The 20,226-nt window shown below is 52.0% G+C and carries 14 protein-coding genes; 5 read left to right on the top strand and 9 right to left on the bottom strand.

Features of this window, described 5'->3' with window-relative positions:
- Positions 1–160 precede the first annotated feature (160 nt).
- The 3 genes from BP846_RS04800 to BP846_RS04790 are packed head-to-tail and all read right to left on the bottom strand — an operon-like array spanning position 161 to position 6,403.
- The gene (locus tag BP846_RS04800; protein WP_292392983.1) at positions 161–2,839 is read right to left on the bottom strand and encodes an N-6 DNA methylase; all 2,679 of its coding nucleotides are present in this window, start codon (positions 2,837–2,839) and stop codon (positions 161–163) included.
- Complete coding sequence (locus BP846_RS04795) at positions 2,832–4,895, bottom strand: GmrSD restriction endonuclease domain-containing protein (RefSeq protein ID WP_292392981.1); 2,064 nt, start codon at positions 4,893–4,895, stop codon at positions 2,832–2,834. Before BP846_RS04795 ends, BP846_RS04800 begins: the two co-directional genes overlap by 8 nt.
- Entirely contained in the window at positions 4,892–6,403 is a 1,512-nt protein-coding gene (locus BP846_RS04790; protein WP_292392979.1) for a type I restriction-modification system subunit M, read from the bottom strand. Before BP846_RS04790 ends, BP846_RS04795 begins: the two co-directional genes overlap by 4 nt.
- Before the next feature lie 530 nt (positions 6,404–6,933).
- On the opposite strand from BP846_RS04790, the gene BP846_RS04785 reads away from it, so the two are divergent.
- Both BP846_RS04785 and BP846_RS04780 read left to right on the top strand, forming a co-directional pair.
- Positions 6,934–7,383: an EVE domain-containing protein gene (locus BP846_RS04785; RefSeq protein WP_292392977.1), complete on the top strand. Its 450-nt coding sequence runs from the start codon at positions 6,934–6,936 to the stop codon at positions 7,381–7,383.
- Between the two features lie 534 nt (positions 7,384–7,917).
- Positions 7,918–9,237 carry a hypothetical protein gene (locus BP846_RS04780; protein ID WP_292392975.1) on the top strand — a complete coding sequence of 440 codons (1,320 nt, stop codon included), beginning with the start codon at positions 7,918–7,920 and terminating at the stop codon, positions 9,235–9,237.
- Positions 9,238–9,369: 132 nt separating this feature from the next.
- On the opposite strand, the gene BP846_RS04775 is transcribed toward BP846_RS04780, so the two are convergent.
- Both BP846_RS04775 and BP846_RS04770 read right to left on the bottom strand, forming a co-directional pair.
- On the bottom strand, positions 9,370–9,735 hold the full coding sequence (locus BP846_RS04775) for a zincin-like metallopeptidase domain-containing protein (protein WP_292393154.1): 366 nt from the start codon (positions 9,733–9,735) through the stop codon (positions 9,370–9,372).
- 37 nt (positions 9,736–9,772) lie between these two features.
- Positions 9,773–9,925, bottom strand: a complete 153-nt coding sequence (locus BP846_RS04770) for a zincin-like metallopeptidase domain-containing protein (protein WP_292392973.1) — start codon at positions 9,923–9,925, stop codon at positions 9,773–9,775.
- Between BP846_RS04770 and BP846_RS04765 the strand changes: the two genes are divergently transcribed.
- A complete protein-coding gene (locus BP846_RS04765) occupies positions 9,897–10,163 on the top strand; it encodes a hypothetical protein (RefSeq protein WP_292392970.1) in 267 nt (88 codons plus the stop codon). The genes BP846_RS04770 and BP846_RS04765 overlap by 29 nt on opposite strands.
- Positions 10,164–10,839: 676 nt before the next feature.
- Here BP846_RS04765 and BP846_RS04760 read toward each other — a convergent pair.
- The gene (locus BP846_RS04760) at positions 10,840–14,499 is read right to left on the bottom strand and encodes a tetratricopeptide repeat protein (protein WP_292392968.1); all 3,660 of its coding nucleotides are present in this window, start codon (positions 14,497–14,499) and stop codon (positions 10,840–10,842) included.
- 130 nt (positions 14,500–14,629) lie between these two features.
- Positions 14,630–15,466 (bottom strand): viperin family antiviral radical SAM protein, encoded by an 837-nt coding sequence (locus BP846_RS04755; RefSeq protein WP_292392966.1) that lies wholly within the window; start codon positions 15,464–15,466, stop codon positions 14,630–14,632.
- 93 nt (positions 15,467–15,559) lie between these two features.
- Between BP846_RS04755 and BP846_RS04750 the strand changes: the two genes are divergently transcribed.
- Positions 15,560–16,336 (top strand): hypothetical protein, encoded by a 777-nt coding sequence (locus tag BP846_RS04750; protein ID WP_292392964.1) that lies wholly within the window; start codon positions 15,560–15,562, stop codon positions 16,334–16,336.
- A gap of 99 nt (positions 16,337–16,435) precedes the next feature.
- Entirely contained in the window at positions 16,436–17,710 is a 1,275-nt protein-coding gene (locus BP846_RS04745; protein WP_292392962.1) for a tetratricopeptide repeat protein, read from the top strand.
- A 599-nt stretch (positions 17,711–18,309) separates the two neighbouring features.
- On the opposite strand, the gene BP846_RS04740 is transcribed toward BP846_RS04745, so the two are convergent.
- Positions 18,310–19,551, bottom strand: coding sequence for an MFS transporter (locus BP846_RS04740; protein ID WP_292392960.1), 1,242 nt, complete (start codon positions 19,549–19,551; stop codon positions 18,310–18,312).
- Between the two features lie 240 nt (positions 19,552–19,791).
- The coding region (locus BP846_RS04735) for an RNA-guided endonuclease InsQ/TnpB family protein (RefSeq protein ID WP_292392958.1) at positions 19,792–20,226 on the bottom strand (435 nt) is incomplete at its 5' end.

Below are 20,226 nucleotides of genomic sequence, written 5' to 3'. Positions count from 1 at the left end.
ATCTATTTTGAATTTTGGGATGGAAAAGGTCCTGCTGTAAACTGGGAGTGGGCGCCACTGGGTAAATTACCCTCATGGTGCAAGTTCTAGACACAATTGCTGCGTGTTGCAGTGGCAATGGGGGTCCCGCTTATCTAGGGTGGAGTGAATTAAGTGGAGACTATGGAAACCAGCACCGGATCAATTCTGCCAGAAGGTGATGCATCTGGGTGGTATGAGACTTTAAATGAACCCGAAGGTTCTCACATTCATGTAGTTTCGCGGCCACAATCTTCTGTTTAGCAGGTGAAGGTATTGGGATTGGGAAGTTCGCCACCAGCCCACAATTCAATGCCCCTTGGTTGCTGCCATGAGCAGACCTGCGGAGCCTCTCATAACTGAAATCGAGAGCATAGAAGAGATACTGATTATCAACTTCCCGTGGGGTTATGCAGGCAAAGTTTTGGTTTATAGCTGCATCGATTTCTAGAAGTGCTGTCGTACCTCTTGTTTTACCCTGCCCTATCATAGCAACAAGAACGGATCCCTTTGGAAAGATTCGGGCCTTCTTTGCTTTCAAAGCAGCCTCTGTAATGAAATCATCAGCTGACCTAATAAATCGGTCGTGGACTTTCCCCGTAGGTAGCCAAGGGATTGTGCCACCCTGCCAAAACTTATCTTCTGCTTTGCTTGGCGTTGAGCCGTTTGCCACATCGGCTACCCTGCTGATGGGCACAATTTTCACATCTGGTTGGGATATATGCTCTGTCCAGAATGCAGTTTGAAAATCTCGAACAGCCACAATATTTTGCTCCCAGATTTCAATAATCTCATCAACCGCCCACAATATCCTAGCAATACAGCGCTGCTGGTCGAGCGGCGGAAGGTCGAACTCGAAACGTTCGAACGATGACCAATTAAGGAATTTATTAACCGAGCCAGATAGCCGTCCCTTCACCCATTCTGTGAAATGGGAGGATTTGAGGACGAACGCGAGAAAATCTGTTTGAAGCACTTTCTCGTCACGTGACTTGAGAACGAAAAACTTCTCTCCAGTTATTCCATCAAAGTCAGGAATGGCAACTTTTTTCGGATTCCGGGAATGGAGTAAGACACACCCTGCAGGGAAGGTGAATCGAAAGGTTGGTGGAAATAGTGGATCGTTTGTATCGCTCCACCGTCGAACATGTATATCTTCTTCGTCAACATGATCCGCTGCGACCCAGCGATGGACTGTAGTTTCATCCCGCTCGTACTTACCAGCAACACGGATAGCAACATCGCCGAGTTTTACTCTACGCCATTTGGAACGATTGAACCATGGTGGTACGTGAAGATTTGAAACTGAGGTGTTCTTGAGCGCTTGATCAGTGTCTAATCCCGGGACGACCTTTGAAAGCGCTTTTTCAAGCGATTCAGCACCATCTACCCAAGATCGAAATACTTGTGCGAGATCGTCTTCACTGCCAGAGCCACTGGTTGGATTAATCTCCGTTTCTAACTTCACGTAAAGAGGTATATTCAAGTTACCGCCATTTTTGAACGCATCCTCCTGCGTGAGAACGTAGGAAAATCCTGGTATATTCTCGAATTTCTTATACGTTGTAAAAATGCGCTCGATATGCTCGTCAGTGAGGAAACTCTGCGTTCTCTCTCGGGTGACTTCATTGACAGCGTTGATGAAGAGGATTTTCCCCTGTCGTTCCTTAGGCTTCTTGGTGCGGCAGATTACCACGCATGCTTCCATAGCGGAATTATAGAAGAGATTCGGCCCGAGCCCCAGCACGCACTCGATCAGGTCCGCCTCGATCAACTTCCGCCGCATCTCGGCCTCCTCCTGCCGGAAGAGGACGCCGTGGGGGAAGAGGATGGCACACCGGCCGGTCTCTTCGTCCATGCTGGCCAGGATGTGCTGCCAGAAAGCGTAGTCGGCCCGGCCCTGTGGTGGCGTACCAAAAATATTGCGTCCCCAGGGGTCTGCGGCGAAGGCAGACCTGTCCCACTGTTTGATAGAATAGGGAGGATTTGCCAGCACCACATCGAACCGCTGCAGGCGGTCGCCCTCCACGAATTTGGGCTCGGAGAGGGTGTCGCCACGCACGATGTGGAAATCCTCGATGCCGTGGAGGAAGCAGTTCATCCGGGCGATGGAGGAGGTCATCAGGTTGCGCTCCTGTCCGTAAAGGCGGACATTGCGCCACTCCAGTCCCCGGCGGCGGAGGTGGGCGATGGTGGAGAGGAGCATGCCCCCGGAGCCACAGGTCGGGTCGTAGATGGTCTCTCCCGGCTGCGGTTCCAGCAGCTCGGTCATGAGGTGGACGACGGTGCGGTTGGTGTAGAACTCGGCCGCGGTATGGCCCGAGTCGTCGGCGAACTTCTTGATCAGGTATTCGTAGCCGTTGCCGAGTTCGTCCTCGGGAAGGTTCGCAATGGTGAGTTCGAGCGAGGAGAAGTGCTCGATGAGGTCACGGAGCATGGCGTCGGAGAGGCGGTCCTTGTTGGTCCACTGTGCGTCGCCGAAGATGCCGTAGAGTTTATCGGGGTTCGCCGTCTCGATCGTCCGCATGCCGGCCTGGAGAACCTGCCCGACGTCCCGGGGGGCCTTCCGAACCTCACGCCAGTGGGCTTCGGCCGGAACCTGGAAACGATGGTTCTCCGGGAAAGCGGCGAAATCAACATCTCCGCCCGACTCCACAAGTGCTGTCTGTGTCTCTTCGTCGTAGACATCGCAGAGGCGCTTGTAGAAGAGCAGCGGCATAATAAACTGCTTGTAGTCGCCGGCATCGATGGTTCCCCGAAGGAGCACTGCCGCCCCCCAGAGATAGGATTCGAGGTGCTGCTGGGAAATACGGCTACTCATTTCCGTCACCCTCTTCTCCGTTCGTGTCCGGTGCATTCTGATGAGGCAGCACTGTTCCAAACCAGAGGATTGCCAGCTCACCTGCCCGGAGACCGATCTCGGTAAGAGGTCGGTTATGCATCAAGGCGTTCCGGAATTCGGAAAAGGCCTCCATGTGGCGCTCAAGATCAATCCGGCGGTGGAATACAGGCTCGAATCGTGGCCAGTTGCTCTTGATCAGGATGATCTTGGAGTAATCCCCCATATTGCAGAAATTGAGCTTCTCCCTTGGGCTGACATAATCCTCGGGTTTAATATCCGGATTTTTACGCAGCGCCGCCTCAATACGGCCCGCCACTCCCGTCCGCACGTCTTCAGGAATCGCCATCTTCCAGTACTCTAAACCATAGCCGTCTGCCAGAGTGCTATGTATAAGATCCCGGAGTTGAGTCTCGAGTCTCTCGACGGCCTTCTGTCGCTGATCCTCCGATGGTGCAGTCGAGAGCCCGGTCAACCGCTCGACTTCTTGGAGAATCAGTTCAGAGCGGATCTTGAGGAATTGCAGGTAATCATCCTGTTCAATCCCGGAGTCCTCGCTCAGAGGTAGCAGGTGAGTGCGTGCAGCCTCTTTGTACTGAGAATTTTCCCTGCGAAGCTCGGGGAAGTACTCCGATGGGCGAGTGTCCAGAATGCGCTTATTAAGCTCGGCAGGCAGGAAGCAGAAATTAGGCAGCGCGTGGATCTCGGCTTCACCTGTTCCGTGGTCACGGAGAAATCCCTGCGGAAATATATGGTGCTTTTCGGTGCTGGTGAAATCGGAGATGCCGCCATTAATTAAGTCCAACTTGCTGTTGTTGATCAGGTGAACTGGATTGCGATAGGCAAGCATACAGAGAAACGCATTCCGAACCGCTGATCTCGTCCAGGTCATCTTGGTGCCGACCAATATCTCGGCGGTGAGATTCATGGCCGGTTCAAAAGGTGGATAACTGCCTTTTGCTAGCTGATCAAACAGTTCTTTATCACGACCGATCTTAGTTGCGCCGCCGGAACCGTAATGCTGGCTAAAAGAGGCTCGCCAGAACCACTGTTGCACCCATTTAAGTTGTTTGTCGTCGAGAGCGCGTTGACCGGTTGAAGCATAGTAGTATGCAAGCAGCGTGAGGAGCGCGTCATAGGGAAGGTAATTTGCATTCTGAACGCCGACGCTCTTTCGTAGTGTATCCGCTGCGAGCAGAACCGAGTCTACAGACTGCTTCCAGATCTCTTTGATATCCTCGGTTGAAAGGCTATATTCGGCATTCTCGGTGCAGGCACCCTTTTTTATCAGTGCCATAAGCTGAGTGACGATTGCAGGAGATATCTCGCCGAACGATTTCTGTTTGAGTTTTGCAAGTACATCCTGCCTGAATTTCTCCCGCAGATCGAAATCCGGAGAAAAGGTCATGGCGGAGATCAGATCGAACCTGTCGAGGCGCTTACCTGACTGGTTAATACGCTGGAAGATCTTGCAGACGGCCGGGAGATCCTGGTTACTCACTTCGACGATCGATACAGGATATGTGCGAAGGATCTCATAGCACCGACCGATTGCATCTTGATACTGAGGATCTACCCCTGTTGCGATTTTCAATATATTCTTTTCCCATATATCGCAAACGCGAATGAACCTCTTGTCGTCAGGCTCACGATGAGTGAACTTCTCCTCCTTGACATCAAAGCAGATACGACTATAGTCAGTCTCACTGATTGTCAGGCCTTTAAGGGTCACATAGAGAGAAGTGATTCTCTGCTGTCCGTCCAGAATGAAGGCAATATTATCATCGGCCTGAATAGGACGGATATCAAGGTCGACTGAATGTCGAAAGAGCTGGTTGTGTTCCCTGCCTGCCTTCCACAAGAAAAACGAGCCGATCGGATACTCTTTGTAAATGCTGTCGAACAGTTCAATGACCTTTGACTTTTTCCACACGTACTCACGCTGGAACTGGGGAATCCGATACTGTCCTTTGCTTACGGCGACGACGACGTTATTCATAGTGTCAGGAATGACCCTGATATTTTCCCTCGAGCTCATTGTTGTTCCTCCAAGATCAAGCGGTTCTCTTTCAGTATGCTGATGAGCCGTTCTTCCGCCGCAAATGCTGCCTCCGCACTCTCGCGAAGCTGCTGCAGCGCCTCTTCAACCGTCAGCATATCCTCTTCGATCTTCGGCTCGACGTAGCGGGGAATATTCAGATTGTAGTCGTTCGACGCGATCTCCTCAAGCGTCACCACCCGGGCAGCACCCTCCACATCCGAAAAGTCTCGATACCACCCGTAAATGCGGTCGACATTCTCGGGGAGCAACTCGTTCTGGGCGCGGCCGGTCTTGTACTCCTTCGAAGCGTCGATAATGAGCACTTTGTTCCTCCGGTCATCGGCCTTGCGCTGGCAGAAGACGAGAATACAGGCGGCGAGGCCGGTGCCGTAGAAGAGGTTCGGACCAAGACCAATTACCGCTTCGAGCACGTCCATGCCGAGAATCTTCTTCCGGATGGCGCCTTCCTTCCCCATGCGAAAGAGCACCCCGTGCGGCAGCACAACCGCCATGCGACCGGTCTTGGGTGCCATCGACGTGATCATGTGCTGCACCCAGGCGTAGTCGCCGCTCTTGGCCGGCGGCATTCCGGCAAAGTTGCGGCCGAAAGGATCGCTTGCCCAGACCTCCTCACCCCATTTCTCCAGGGAGAAGGGGGGGTTCGCGATGACGCAATCAAAGGTTGCAAGATTGTCGCCCAAGAAGAACGCCGGGTGGCGGAGGGTATCATCACGCACGATCTGAAAGTCCTCTGCACCGTGCAGGAACAGGTTCATCCTGGCGATGGCCGAGGTGGTGAGGTTCCTCTCCTGCCCGAAGAGCTTGCCCCAGAGCGTCCGGTCGTCGCCGTGAGCCTCTCGTACATGGTGGATGGCCTCGAGCAGCATGCCCCCCGTCCCGCAGGCCGGATCATAGATAGTCTCACCCTCACGTGGATCGAGAATGTTGACCATCAGCCGCACTACCGAGCGCGGAGTATAGAACTCGCCCGCTTTTTTGTTAGTGAGATCGGCGAACTTCTTAATGAGGTACTCGTAGGACTGGCCGAGAATATCGGTCTTGGCCGCCTGGTTCCCGAGATTGATTCGAGAAAAATGCTCGATAAGGTCGCGCAACAGGGCATCGGAGAGGCGGTCTTTGTTCGTCCACTGTGCATCGCCGAAGATACCGTAGAGAGTCTCAGGGTTGGCCGTCTCTATGCAGCGCATTGCTTTCTGCAGGGCTTGCCCGACGTTTATCGTCACCGTACGGACTTCGTTCCAATGACACTCAGGGGGGATCTGGAACCGATAGTTCTGCGGGAACAGGGCATATTCTTCATCGCCCCCGGATTCGGCAAGAGCTACCTGATACTCCTCATCATGAACATCGGAGATTCGTTTGAAGAAGAGGAGCGGGAATATATAGGTCTTGAAGTCAGCCGCATCAACCGGCCCACGCAGGATGTTGGCGGCTTCCCAGAGATGTGATTCGAGTTGAGCGAGGGATGTTGTTGTGGCGTCCATGGTGTGACCTCAAGAGAAGTAGTGTAAATGGATACGGAAGGGGGGGGCAGGGCGGTGAGTTATCTTCTGTATATACCGTCCTCGTCTCTCCTCTCCGCTTATTCCAACACTTTAAGTATCAATTTCGGGTAGGGAGTATATTAACCTACCATTTTTCTGTATCCAGGTATTCCCCGATCTTTTTCCAATCCTGAATCTGCAAGGGGTCTTTTCGGTTTTTACGCTAACCTCTCCATCCACAGTGATAGACCGGAAAAAGGCGGCATCCGGACGGCAATGGAATTCCACTTTCAACCATTACCCCATCTTTGAAAGGAACAGGTTTCAGCCCGTAGCATGCACAGACTGATCTATAAGCTTTCTCCGAGCGCAATGACGACTTTAGATCGATAATACTCACAAGTGGCTTGAGAAAGTGTCTTCCGCAGGAAAGAGCATGCTCTTCTTCTACCGGGGCGGATAGACCCCCTTCCTTGAGGCAGAGGTAGACGTGTCAATGATTTATATTACATCGGATCAATCCGGAAACTATGACATGTTGGATCGCCTCCCTGAACCGCGAGAACTGGGAGGTTGTCAAGAGTAAGCAGGTATGGGGAATTCCAAAGCGAAATCGAAACATTCTGCAACGGGTGAAACCAGGCGATGCCATTCTTTTCTACGTGAGGCAGGAGAAAGCAGGGGATGAAATCCTTCCATCAGCGATTATGGGGGATTTGGAGGTGGTCTCTGAGCCCTACGAAGACCATTCCCGCATCTTCGTCACCCCGCAGCATATGGGCGACGAAGTCTTTCCCTACCGCGTGAAAGTCGAGCCGATCGCGGTCTTCGCCGACCCCCTCGAATTTAAGCCGCTGATCCCGGACCTTGCGTTCATCAGGAACAAAACGATGTGGACAGGCCACCTCCGCGTGGCGATGCGGGAGATCCCGGAGGAGGACTATCAGTTCATTCTCAAGCGGGCCGGGCAGGGTGCGTAACCGATGTCCGAGATCGTCGGCGTCGCCTTCCCGGTGCCGAAAAAGTACATGCAGCGGTTCTTCCGGCTGACGGCCCTGTTGGTCGTGTCGGCGGTGAGTACCCCTGGAATGTTGTGAATGTGATCACCTGCGCGATGGAAGCCTCCTGGGCGAGAAGGGAACGTAGTCGTTCGATCTGTACAGGGTAACGATCTTGTTTATTGGCGTCCTGTCCCGAAACGAATGATTTGAGCTCCAGGATTGTTCGGCCACCTACACCCGAATAGACAAGGTCGGCCTTGTAGTGGGTGCCTGGATAGGTATAGTCTGGAGAAATGGCATCGAAATCAATCCCCATCTCCATGAGGACCGGAACCAGTTCGACACGAAACCAAGATTCAAAAGAAGCCTGCGTCGTACAGAGAAAACGGGCAGGGGTGCAGGTGCTGACATGATTCGAAATGCCCTGTGCCAAGGCCTCGAGATCAAGAGTCATGAGTGAAGATCAATTCAACCCTCTTTAAATGTAGCGAAACTAATTGCTGCTTGATCGCGATGGAACCGTCACCGATTGTGTATCAGCCCACAAGCCCGGTCCTCTTTATAGGGATCTGTTCATTGAATAAAGCGACGTTCTCTAACGACGAGCCGTACAAGCGGGAGCAATCGGTCGCAGCTTGGCTCAAAGACTCGCAGACAGTTAACCTTCTTTATCAGACACGAAAAGCATCTTTCGAGCTCATATTTCAGGGAAATCTCGAGAATAAAGGATCTCTGCTTGCAAAACATCCCCTGAACAGAGATCTCCACCGGGGACCGGACTTCAATGGTACGGCTCGTGCGAATTACCTGCCTGCAATCGACCGATATATCGGGAGGTTCTACGGCGGAAAGGGTAACGATGGAAGGAGTTATGATCTTAAGGCAAGTCTAAACGGATCCCCGCATCACCTTCTGATCATCTCCGGGCTCTATGGTCTGCTTCTTCCCCAAGAACAGATTCAACTTTATGAATCGCCGCTCGAAGATCTCCCGGAGATTCAGGCGATCTGGAGGGAGGACAACCGGCTTACTCGACTCCTCGCCGCGTATATCAGAGCAAAGAAGATACGCCTTGTCGTGGATATGACCGGGCAGCGGGCATACCGTGAGATGATTGACTGGCCGGCAATTTACGCACTGCCAAATGTCCGGGTGCTCCACGCGATGGTTAATATCGGCCCGGGGGAGGATCAGATCAAGACGTTCGGGGCGGCACTTTGCGACCCGCTGTTGCACATGCCTGCATCGGATCTGTTCACGCTTCCGGACTCATGGGAACTCAGAACGCACCACCTGATGCTCCGGAACATCCCATCACCACCGAAGGGAGAGGACTGGCCGCGTGAACCGAGCGAACTCGAAGTAGTACTCGCCGATATGCGGCAGGGACTGGATCTCTTCTCCAAGACCGTGGAGGAGGGCTATGAGAAATTATTCGGCCGTGATCAGGCACGGGTACTCATTGAAAAAGTGCAGCAACATGAATCACCCTGGAGTGTGGGGATCAACCCGAACTTCATCAAGGATATTGACCAATTCGATGATCCCGGTGTAAAGAAGAATCTCTTTGCTGATCTTGTCTCATTACTAACAACATTCCCCGTTTCAAGAAAGGAGAAAGCCATCACAGAACTCCGGAATGGGAGATTCGGAGAGTATCAGGGATGGCGGATTCGGATCGGCAAATACCGGCTCATATTCTTCACAGATGAAGGCAGCCACCGGCTCTATCTTCACAGTTTTGACAAAAAGCACGAGGACGAAGATACATACGATTTGTCGAAGCTCACTGCAAGGAAAATTCGTGCATATTTCCTTCGTATTGAGGAGTAATTCAAATTATATCTATTTTCGTCGCTGTTCAGACCCCTATTCCTTGGCGCATCTTATTCCTATTTCAAGCTGAAATCAGCCGCGAGCATGCCCGGCGGAGCCGGTGATGCGAGCGGTGAGCCGGAGCAGCCGTCACGATGCGAGGCCTCGCCGAGCGAGTGAGGGCGCCGGCGGCCCCATACACCGACAAGAACTAAGGCGATGTTCTGCAGCGACCACCGGGAGCAAAGAAGCTCGCCCGGCCGCGCCCGCCCTCGAAAAAGAAGAGGTCTCCTCCCCGCCGTTCCCGGTGAGGAAGTCCGCCGCTTTCTGCGCATCCGCCGCGGCCCGGATCACGTCGACCGCCGAACCGTCGCGGATATGCCGGAGCCACCCGGCGATGTAGGCCGCCTGGTTTTCGAGCACCGGCAGATCGGTGCCGGTCATCGCACAGAGGAACGCGGCGCCCATCTCCGCTGTCAGCTCCTCGCGGCTGTACTCCTCGCTGCCGAACCGGATCGGCCCGGTGATCCCCGGCCGGTCGAGCCGGGAGGCGTTACCCGGTCCAGTGGGCGAGCTCGTGGAAGAAGGCCGCGTAGTAAGCCTCCGCCGAGGTGAACCGCTCCGGCGCCGGCATCGCGATCCGGTCGCTCTTCGGGAGGTAGGCCGGCTCGCCCGGGATGACGTGGGGAGCGTTCCGGGCGATCACGTCCTCACAGGAGGCGATCGGTCGGGGTACAGGTAACCCTCGGAGCGAAGCAGATCAACCCCTCTTTGAGGAGGCACTGATCGGCAAAGAACCGGGCGAGACGATGGTCGTGGTGCTGCCCCCGGAGAAAGCCTACAGGAAATATCGCAGGAAACCCGTGGTCACGATAAAACACGGGAAACTCAAACTCGACAGCGAACCGGTTCCCGGCGAGGTCATCAGCGTCGAGGTGCTGTGAAAACCCTGCCGGGCAACCGTACTTGACGTGGACGATAAAAGCATCACCGTTGATGGAAACCACCCCCTTGCAGGAGAGAGACGATCACCGATGCGATCACGATCGAGGGTTTCCTCCCCGGTACCGGCTAGACCCGGGTCTGCGCCTCATCGCGCCTGCGGGGGGATCGTTTTGGGGGGCTGAAGGCGCCGCGCTGAACCGGGCGTTATGCCATATCAACTGGAAAAACACCCCCTTCACCTTTTCCCGTGCGCATTCATTCTTAAACCATAATGGCGGACCGCTATCATGGAGGTCATCCCATATTTCTATGACATATCAGATAGAAACACTCGAGATCATACTCTTCAGGGTCAACCCGATCCAGCTGGCGAGTTTATCTCGGATGAGATGTCCCGAAACTCCCCATCCTCGGTGATCAGGGTAACTGCGGTGAGGTAGCCGACTCCTGGATGCTTTAGCCAGAGATGCTATTTCTTGGATTCAGCCTGCGATATTTTTTATCACGAAAAAGGATGGACCGAGCGGGAATTGAACCCGCGGCCTCTTCCATGCCAAGGCGCTCCCCCCGCTGCGGCCTCTGATTGGATAGAATCGGTAAATTTATCGCCTGAATACTATCCGGGGAATACCTGCGCGGCATGATGTCACGGGAAGGTGTCTTACGCTTCTTGACTCAGTCATGGTTTCTTTCGTTCTTGCTTTTACTGATAGCACTGCACTGCTGAAAGATTGGAATCGCCTCTTCCGCGCGATTTAGTCGAATCAAAGATTGTGCTTTTTGTAACAGTAGTCCCGGATCATCATATCCGAGTTCTAGAGCGGTATCAAAAGATCTCAATGCGTCTGAGTAGTTGCCAATTACATAGAGCATTATCCCTTTAGCAGCATGAAGAAGTGCACGCTGTGGAGCCCTAATAAGCCTTAACTCAATCTCATCCAGTGAGACTTTCGCTTTTTCTAGCTCATCCATACAGCAATCAATCTCTTTTCTCGTATTCTGGTTATCAGGGTTTATTTCGCTTGCCATCTTAAGACATGGCAAAGCTCTTGAGTAATCGTTCATTTTCATTAGCGTACATCCGAGGTTTAGCCAAGCATACTCATGATTCGGATTAATTCGGATAGCATCCTGGAACCGTGTTTCAGCTAGAGGAAAGTGCCTCTTACTAGAATAGAGAACACCCATTTCATGCATGGCATCATACTCGTCCTTATCAAGCGAGAGGGCAATCTCCAAGCACCTCTCCGCTTTATCATACTCTCTCTTCCGAATGAAAATTTGAGCTTTCCCGACTAAAACATCAGTGTTTGTCGGATCAACCTCAAACGCTTGATTTAATAGTTCTAGTGCCTGATCATCGTTTCCCGCACTTATGTACTCTTTCGACTGTTCATAGAGCACAAAATCTCGATGCATTTCTTTGAATAATTGATTGTATTTGTCGGTTACATCTGAGTCGTATAACAGGTGTATTACGGCATTCAGATGCCGGATTGCTTTTTTCCGCACTTCCGTCACTTCATCTTTACCCTTTACGACCGTATGGAACGCATCGTTTCGATACAGGGCGAGAAAGGCACAGGCGTCTTTCACTATAGAAAATTTATCACCGAACCTTTCATGCAGCAAGGAATGGATGCAGTCGACAACCGGATGCTTGTTACTTTTCTCAAGATCGATATTTCCCCAAGTCCCCAATGACACCGTTTTTTGCGATTTTGGATATCGGCTTAGCGGTCCTTGCCAGTTACGCAGATCGGTATAGAGGCGGTCTGGAATACCTACGTAATCGTCGAGTGAGAACTTTTCAAACACCTTTTGTCGAATATCACTCCAGACTTCAGCATCAAGCAGTATTTCAAGGCCCTTACCATAATAGCCCAGAGGGGGAGAGAAATCAAACTCCTCGCCTTCACGTATTGTCCGATATAACTCAAGCGCCTCTCTTTCAGCCGTCTTTAGTGAAAGTCGCGCAGAATGGTTTTTGACACTTTCAAGGCTAATGTGTTCGTCGAGAAAGGTCCCCATATCTCGCTTTAAACTCTCAATCTCAGGATCTTCTGGCGATAATTTTTGAGCTGTGTCGATACATTTCTTGGCTTCGATGAGTTTCATCTTCTCAATGTAGGCATCAGCCATCCTTTTCATGAGCTCAGCCCGGTCTCTGGTTGGAAGAGAGAAAAAGTAGGATCTTCCAGCGTCTAAGTAACATGAGAGGGCGTCATCGATCTCCCCCATGTCAACATAAAGGTCTCCTTTCCGCTTAATAAATAAGGCGCGTTTATTTTCGTCGAAAGTCCCATCTTCAATCAGCGCATCAAATACCTCAATTGCCTTCGTGAACCAACTAATGTTAACATATGCAGAAATGATATAGAAGTTGGCCTCTTCAACTGAAAGGTGCTTTTCAATCTCCGGACGAAGTTTTTCAATAGTTTGCGAAACTCCTTCTTTTCTATAAATGAGCAACTCTTTGGCGACATGATTCAGAAGCGTACCTATTCCTTGACCTTTCTGATCCCCTTTCAGGATTGAACTCAACAACGCGATTTCGTTCAGTATCTCTTCTATTCCTTCTTCTTCTGATCCTTGAAGAATTGTGCAGACGCCCAAATAACCAGCGACCTTGGAAACACACGGATCTCTCATTTCACATGCATTCCGATATAATTCAAAATATTTTTTTGCGGTCTCATAATTACGCATTTTAAGATGGGAGAGTGCGAGAATACCCAAAGGTTCTTTTTCTTGGGGACTCCCCTCAAGGTTTAACTGGTATAATTTCTCGTCCAGGATGAGAGACCTTGAAAACTGAAACGAGTTGATGGCAGGGATAACTTTTTCAATTGTTGGGGGTATCTCTTCCAAATGATAAATCTGCCGAATTTTTGCGAGATTATGGTCTCCTGACGATTTTAAACAATTACTGAGCACTTTAAGCCGGTGCATTACATTGTTAAAGTGTATATCGTCGAGACTTTGTTCATCAAGCAGCTGGACTAATATCTCTTCCTCTTTGAATGGGTTGAGCGTGTTCCGATACGTCAAAGCGATTTCCTGAAGAAGGCGAATCCTTTCGTGAGGATTTAACAAAGACGATTCAGATAGCGCCTCCTCCATTCTTTTGTCCGCGGTCTCGATCTCTCCAAGATGATACTCCATCTCGGCTATGTATTTCTTTGTTAACAGCGAGAGAAACCGTGAAGAGTAAGGACTTTTCCGTATATTGAACGAAACGTTGCGAATCCAGTCTTCATCCATTACATATTGAGATATTATCGCATGTGCATTTTCGTAGTATCCCTTTGCGTTTTCAAACTCTCCAAGGTTTTTGTAACAGTAGGCAATATCGTCGAGAGAGAAAAACCGATCTATCTCGGTTTTGGCATGCTTTAGGCACTCCTGGAAGACAATTAACGAACAGTCAAAATATCCTATATCGCAGAGCTCGTTGGCGTACGTGTCCATTTGCTCTACGGACAGAGACTGAAGATCTTCAGGTTTTATCTCGAACGGATACTCTTGATTCAAAAGCGATAGTTTGTGGTCTTCGTTGAATTGATTGAACCAGAATTCCGCCCCAATGAATAACGCATCGTTCGTAAATCGAATGTACTGAATGAATTCTCTCTTTTCCTTATGTTCAAGGGCTAAATAGTCCGTTTTGCCCATCCAAGGCGAAGCAGGTATAGGCACATTAAATCGAGCCGCAAACAAGTCTCGAAGGTCTCGCGCAAAGAAGGCCACACGGAGCAGTGGTAATTCGTACTGTGTCCTCTTCGAGTCGACATAGTTGTCCGGAAATCTCAGATTCCGATAGATGTAGTACCTACACTCACAGTCACGTTTCCGATTGAAGGCTTTGCGGACATGGTGAATGTCCTCAAGAAACGGTGTTTTACCGAAGCAATTGAAATCTGTAATAAAGTTCTCAAGCGTTTTTATCGCAGTGGTGCTGACATCATCCTGATCGGATATCGACTGTCTGTATAGGTGCTGATAAAAGAGTGCACTCACCTTTCGACTAATAGCTGTGAGATAGGTTATGTAGTCAGTATCATAATACTCAATGAGTTTCGGAATTAACTCGTCAATTCCAGCACACTCATTCGTTAGAGTCTCTTGAGGAATGGCATAAAACGAGGATACGGTGCATGAATAATCGTATATCAACTTTGTGATGTACCTTTGGGTATTTCTTAATACAGCCGCATCGCGGGATAATGAGGTCATGACGAATTTCTGGAAACCCGGGTCTCTAGAAACACGAAATAAGAAGAGTTCTGTTAAGTTTTTATTGAGATTAATCGCTTTCCTTTCTTCCTCTCCCATATCGCGGATGCTATGTGCGATTGATACACTTTTTTTAAGCAGATGAGTTTCGTACAGAAAAAATTTCAACTCGTCCTCGTTAATATACATGACAGTATCTCCGTTAAGCCTGAATTCAATATTAACCTAGTTAATTGTGCCAGTCGTACAAACCGCCGCGTCCGGTGTATTTTTTTGCGTCTACAATGAACTCCACGCCCCTCTTGAGCACCTCATCCAGCGGGTACTTCGTCACCACTCTGCCGGTGTCGATCTTCACGTTTCCGCCGGGCGTGATCATGAAGTATGAACTCTCCATGTCGTTGGCCGACTCAAAAACTGGCGCACTGCCGTTATCAAGCCTGAAGAGCCAATGTCGCTCGACAAAGGAGCGGTACTGCTCATCTGTCACCGACAGATCAGCCACTGCATCGTCGTTCTCCCCCCGGATGTGAAGCATCTGAAAGACTTTCCACCGCTCCGGGTTCAGCATCCGGATGAGGGGGCGCATGTTCTCTTTATACGTCAGGCGGGTCACCGTGGTATTCACCTTCAGCCGAATCCCGGCCTCATGGATTTTATCAACGATCTCAAGGCAGTGGGTAACATGGTCCCCGTAGCCCCGGCAGAGCTGCTCTTCGACCTCATCACTTGAAGAATCGATAGATAGGCCAATCCAATCGACGACGCCGACCATCTCCCCCAGCATCCTTCCATTGAGAAGGTAGCCGTTGGTCGTTATCGAGACGGTCATGCCGAAGGCTTTAGCGACCTTACAGTATTCTAGGAGCCGGGGGTGCAGGAGCGGCTCACCCCCGGCGAAGTTGATCTTCTCCATGCCGGCCTTGTGCAGTTTCGAAATGAGCCGGAGCCCCGAATCGAAGGGAAGATGACACTCACCAAGGTTTTTAGCAAAACAGAAGCGGCAGGCATAGTTGCAGGCGGAGGTCAGATGCCAGTTCACCGATTTGACAGCGGGGGCAGTCATACATTTGTCTGGAATATGGAAACATAATTTTGATTGCCCGAATTGTTCAATAAGAAACTAACAGTTAATATATTCTAGATACAATATCCGAGTATGCATGGCGAGCACATCCATATCATCAGCGCCGGTGAAAGCATTCACAACACCTACCCCACGACGATCCAGCGCTCCGGGGGGATCTCACACTGCTTTGTCATCGTTGAAGAGAATGTGTACCGCCAGCGGGAGGATGACCCTCCCTACAAAAGAGAGACGAAGCCAAAGATCATAGCGGCGATTAACGAGGTCCGGGACGTCTCCGCAAAGATGCGCATCCCCTTTACCGAAGTGAAAATTCCCGACGTCACGCTTGCATCGGTCAGGGATGCTGTCCTCGATATCCACACGCGTTATCCCTCGGCAACCTACTCATTCAACGTCACCGGCGGGACGAAGATGCTCTCGCTCTCGCTCTTCATGATGGCCCTCTGGCTGGAAGGCGATGTCTGCATCACTCCCTGGGATACTGAGTATATCCCTTTCTCGATACCCCGGATGCACCTGAACGACATCACACGAAACCCGAACTACGTTTCTCTCATTGCCATCCTCCATACCCTCGGTGAGGCGACGAAGGACGGGTGGGTGCTGCGGAAAGATCTGCATACTCGGATGGAGAAGCAGTATGTTCCGGTAAAAAATCGGAAAGACCAGAAGGAGAAGCGGGTGTTGAACAGGGGGATGATGACAGAATACCTCGAACAGCTGATTACGTGGGGGCTGGTCGAGGGGCGTGAAGCGGTCCACAGTAAGCGGGAGAAGGAGTACTGCCTGACCGAAGATGGCCTGTTCGCCTGGAAGTTCCTTGAGCGGGGGAGCCAGAGCCGGTAAGTCTGGAAATTGTTAGTATCAACCAGAACTGTTCACGACATCGCCCATATGCTATTCCAGCGAAAATCTATTTGGTGAACAATGGTAGGTAGACAGGCGATGAGATATAATCAGAGGGCGGATGCAAAAGAGACTGATAACTCGACCTCCTGGACTACGACGGATGACCAAGCCCATCAGCCAAACCAAAACAATCAGATTTTAGAGCCAGAACAGCAAAACCGTGACCCGGCCGGTGATACAAAAGATCTCCACCAGATCGGGGTGGATTACCAGAAGACGTACCGCTATGACGAAGCGCTTCAAGCCTTCACCCAGGGTCTGGCGATTGCGCGAGACAGGGCAGATCGTGCCGGCGAGGCGATCGTCCTCCACCATATCGGTATCCTGTACCAGAAGACATACCGGTATGATGACGCACTGGATTACTTCAACCAGAGCCTCGCAATCGAGCGCGAACTTGGGAATCATCGCGGTACGGCGGGGAACTTCTACCACAGAGGGTGGGTGTACCGGAATACCTGCCGGTTTGATGAGGCAATGGCATCATTCGACCGGAGCCTGGCGATCTCCCAGGAGAATGGAGATCGTGCCGGTGAGGCGCTAGCCCTCCACCAGATTGGCATGACGCACCAGGCAATGCGCCGGTATGACGAGGCACTGGACTACTACGGCCAGAGTTTGACAATCGAAGAGGAGCTTGGGTTTCACGGTGGCGAGGCGTCCACACTCCACCAGATCGGCACCATCTACCTGGACACGTCCCGGTGCGACGAGGCGCTGGACTTCTACAACCAGAGTCTGGCGATCAAGAGGGAACGCGGGGATCGCGACGGAGAAGCGTCCACGCTCCACCAGATTGGGATGGTGCACCAGAAGCTGAACCGGTATGATGAGGCGCTTGACTTCTACCGGCAGAGCCTGGTGACCACGAGGGAACTCGGGAATCGCGAGGGCGAGGCGTCTGCACTCCACCAGATTGGATGTACATACAAGGCTATTCACCGCTATGGTGAAGCGCTGGAATCACTCAACCAGGGCCTTGCAATCGAGCGGGAACTCGGGGACCGTAGCGGTGAGGCCGCAACACTCCTTCACATCGGGACGGTCTCCCTGTTGACATGCAATTACAGCAAAGCGCTGGAATCACTCAATCAGAGCCTTGCAATCGACCGGGAACTCGGGAACCGCGATGGAGAGTCCTCAAGCTTCCTGCTGAGGGGGGTAGTATACCAAGAGATGGACCGGTACAATGAAGCATTGGAATCCTTCGACCAGAGTCTGGCGATCCTGCGGGAGCTCGGGGACCATGACACAGAGGCAATGGTTCTCCAACAGATTGAAACAGTGAAGGCAAAGGTGGACTCACAGTAGTGGTGAGACTTCACCGATGCTGGCGTTTAGCTTGAAGTCAACTTCGGCCAGGGCTTTTCCTACCTCAATTCTTTTTTGACCGACGAGTTGCAGCAGGTGCCCGTTAACCACGGTCTTGTTATAAGGTGCTCATGCACTTTCAACACCTTTCCAGCAGGCATTCCATGGCCCCTTCTGCCCTCTGTAATGCCCCGGCCGAGGATGTCCCCAATATCGCCCGATAACGCTATCTATCGGTAACGTTACTTCACATTAGTCATCCGAAATGGCGCCCCAGAATTTCTGACTGGAAGGACCCAAGGTTTCCCATACCCCCGAAAGGGTATGCCCCATGGCGGCGAACATTACCTTAATGTAGGATGACGTCCCACCTCCGTCTAGAACCCTACGGAGGTTCAACGTATGAAAAGAGGTTGGAGAAGACCGGAACTAGATTCCGACCTCAGTCAGGAACGCTCCTTAGCAGCATACTGGTTTTTGTTGGTTCCGTTTCTTTTTGTGTTTTCATTAGCGTTGAACGCTCAACCAAAATTAGATTCAACAAAATCGTCTGGCAGGAGGGAGCAACCCCGCGCTCTCGGGCGGGGTAGTTCACTTTGCTAATTGTACTGACTCCCTGGTCGCTGTGCCGGCTCCCGGACGGACAGCGCAAAGAACCCGCAGACTGCCACAGCGATCAGGAAACTCACGAAGAATCCGGGGCCGAAGCCGGCGGCGGCAACAACGATCCCGGTCACGAGGGGGCCTGCCGAGTGCCCGATGTCCATGATGGACGACAGTGCCCCCATCGAGGCGCCCATCTGTTCTTTTTGTGCAACGTCTGCGACGTACGCACTGGTTGCAACGGTGGAGAGCGACATACCGAGAGCAAGAAGAGAACTTATGAGAAGGAACGCCGTAAACGCCGACGCAAACGGAATAGCGGCAACCGAGCATCCCAGAACAAAGAGTCCTATGACTATCTGGACCCGTTTGTCGACCTGGTCGGAGATCCTGCCGAACGACGGTTTCGTCACCGCGATGATCAGCGTCTGGGCGGCAAACAGAATCCCCGTCTGGTACGCGCCCATCCCCCGGGAGAGCAATACGAGCGGCAGGAACGTCTCAAACGCCCCGAAAGCAAAGTAGGTCGCCATATCCACGAGTGCCGTTGCCCGCAGTCTCCGGTTTGTGAAGAACGTTACGAAACTTCTGCGGAACGCCGAGAACGGGAGGACCGTGAGGGGAGCCGGGGTCTCCTCCCGGTAGAAGAGGATCAAGACGACCACCGGCACTGCGGCAATTGCCGCAGTGAGGTACACCATCCGGTAAGGAATAAGCCCGGGGTAAAAGACGAAGAACGATATGATGACCCCGCCGACAAGCGGGGCAAGGGTCCTCCCGATCAGGGTTGCGGAAGAATACTGCCCAAGCACCTCCCCCTTCTTCTCTGGAAACCGCACTGCAATCATAGCAGCGATCACCGGCCCGAGAATTGCGGTCGCCATCCCGTGGAAGAACCGGACCGGGATCAGCCAGAGCGGATCGGATATGAAGAGGTAGAGCAGAGGTGCCGAGAGGAATACCGCTCCGGATACGATGAGCAGTCTCCTCTTGCCCAGGTGATCCGAGAGAACTCCCACCGGGAACGAGAACAGGATCCCGGCGAGTGGGGAGACCGCTGCAACGAGACCGATGACCGCATCACCGGCGCCCAGGGCCTGCGAGAAGAGGGGCAGCACCGGATTCTTAGAGATGGTGGTCGAGAAGATTGCAAAAAAACCGATCATGAAGAGAATATACATCGTCCGGCGATCCGGTGCGGAGTGATGCCCGATCATGCGTCGCTCAACTCCACCCATCCGCTCTCCTTTCGTCCTAACCGGGAGAATATGATGAATGCAAGCGCGATTGAGGAGAGGAGACCCGTACCCAAAAATTGTATTACGAACCCGGCCCGGTGCTTTTCGGGAAGGTACGTCCGATTGAGAGCATTCAATCCCGGTGTTTTCCCTTTTCTGGATATTCTCGGCCCCGCGTATACTAATACATATTTTAATGCCATTGTTCCTATTCACCAATGTACACCAGAGAAGCTTGAACTACCCCCCGCTTGCGCAGGGGGCTTCCTGCGAGTGTCCGGGGACCACGGGGATCCTCGGACCTGTTTGTCGCAGATTACCAGCGAACTGCCGGTAGCCCGTCCACAGGGCATCTTGTGATAGGAACCGCACCATGATGTTGACCGCACTATTTTGGTCTCGATCGATGCAGTTCCCACATTCACAGTTCATAACTCGTTTCCAGAGCGGCATATCGTGAACCGCTCCACATACACAGCAGGTCTTCGTCGTGTTCTGTTCATCGATCTTTATTACTCTCTTACCTGCAAGGGCTGCCTTGTAGGTTAAAAATCCGGTGAACCTTGAGAGGTGTCCTGCGTTCTGGGTGGAGCGGTTGAGCCCGGGCGTAGCCCGCTTTGACTGCGGCATCTGCTTGACGGAGAGGTCGCCAACCAGGATCGTGGCGGCCCGGGT

The sequence above is a fragment of the Methanoculleus sp. UBA303 genome (assembly GCA_002501655.1).
Classification (GTDB): Archaea; Halobacteriota; Methanomicrobia; order Methanomicrobiales; family Methanoculleaceae; genus Methanoculleus.
The sequence above is the reverse complement of the archived record's forward strand: the minus strand, read 5'-3'. Positions and strand labels throughout refer to the sequence as shown.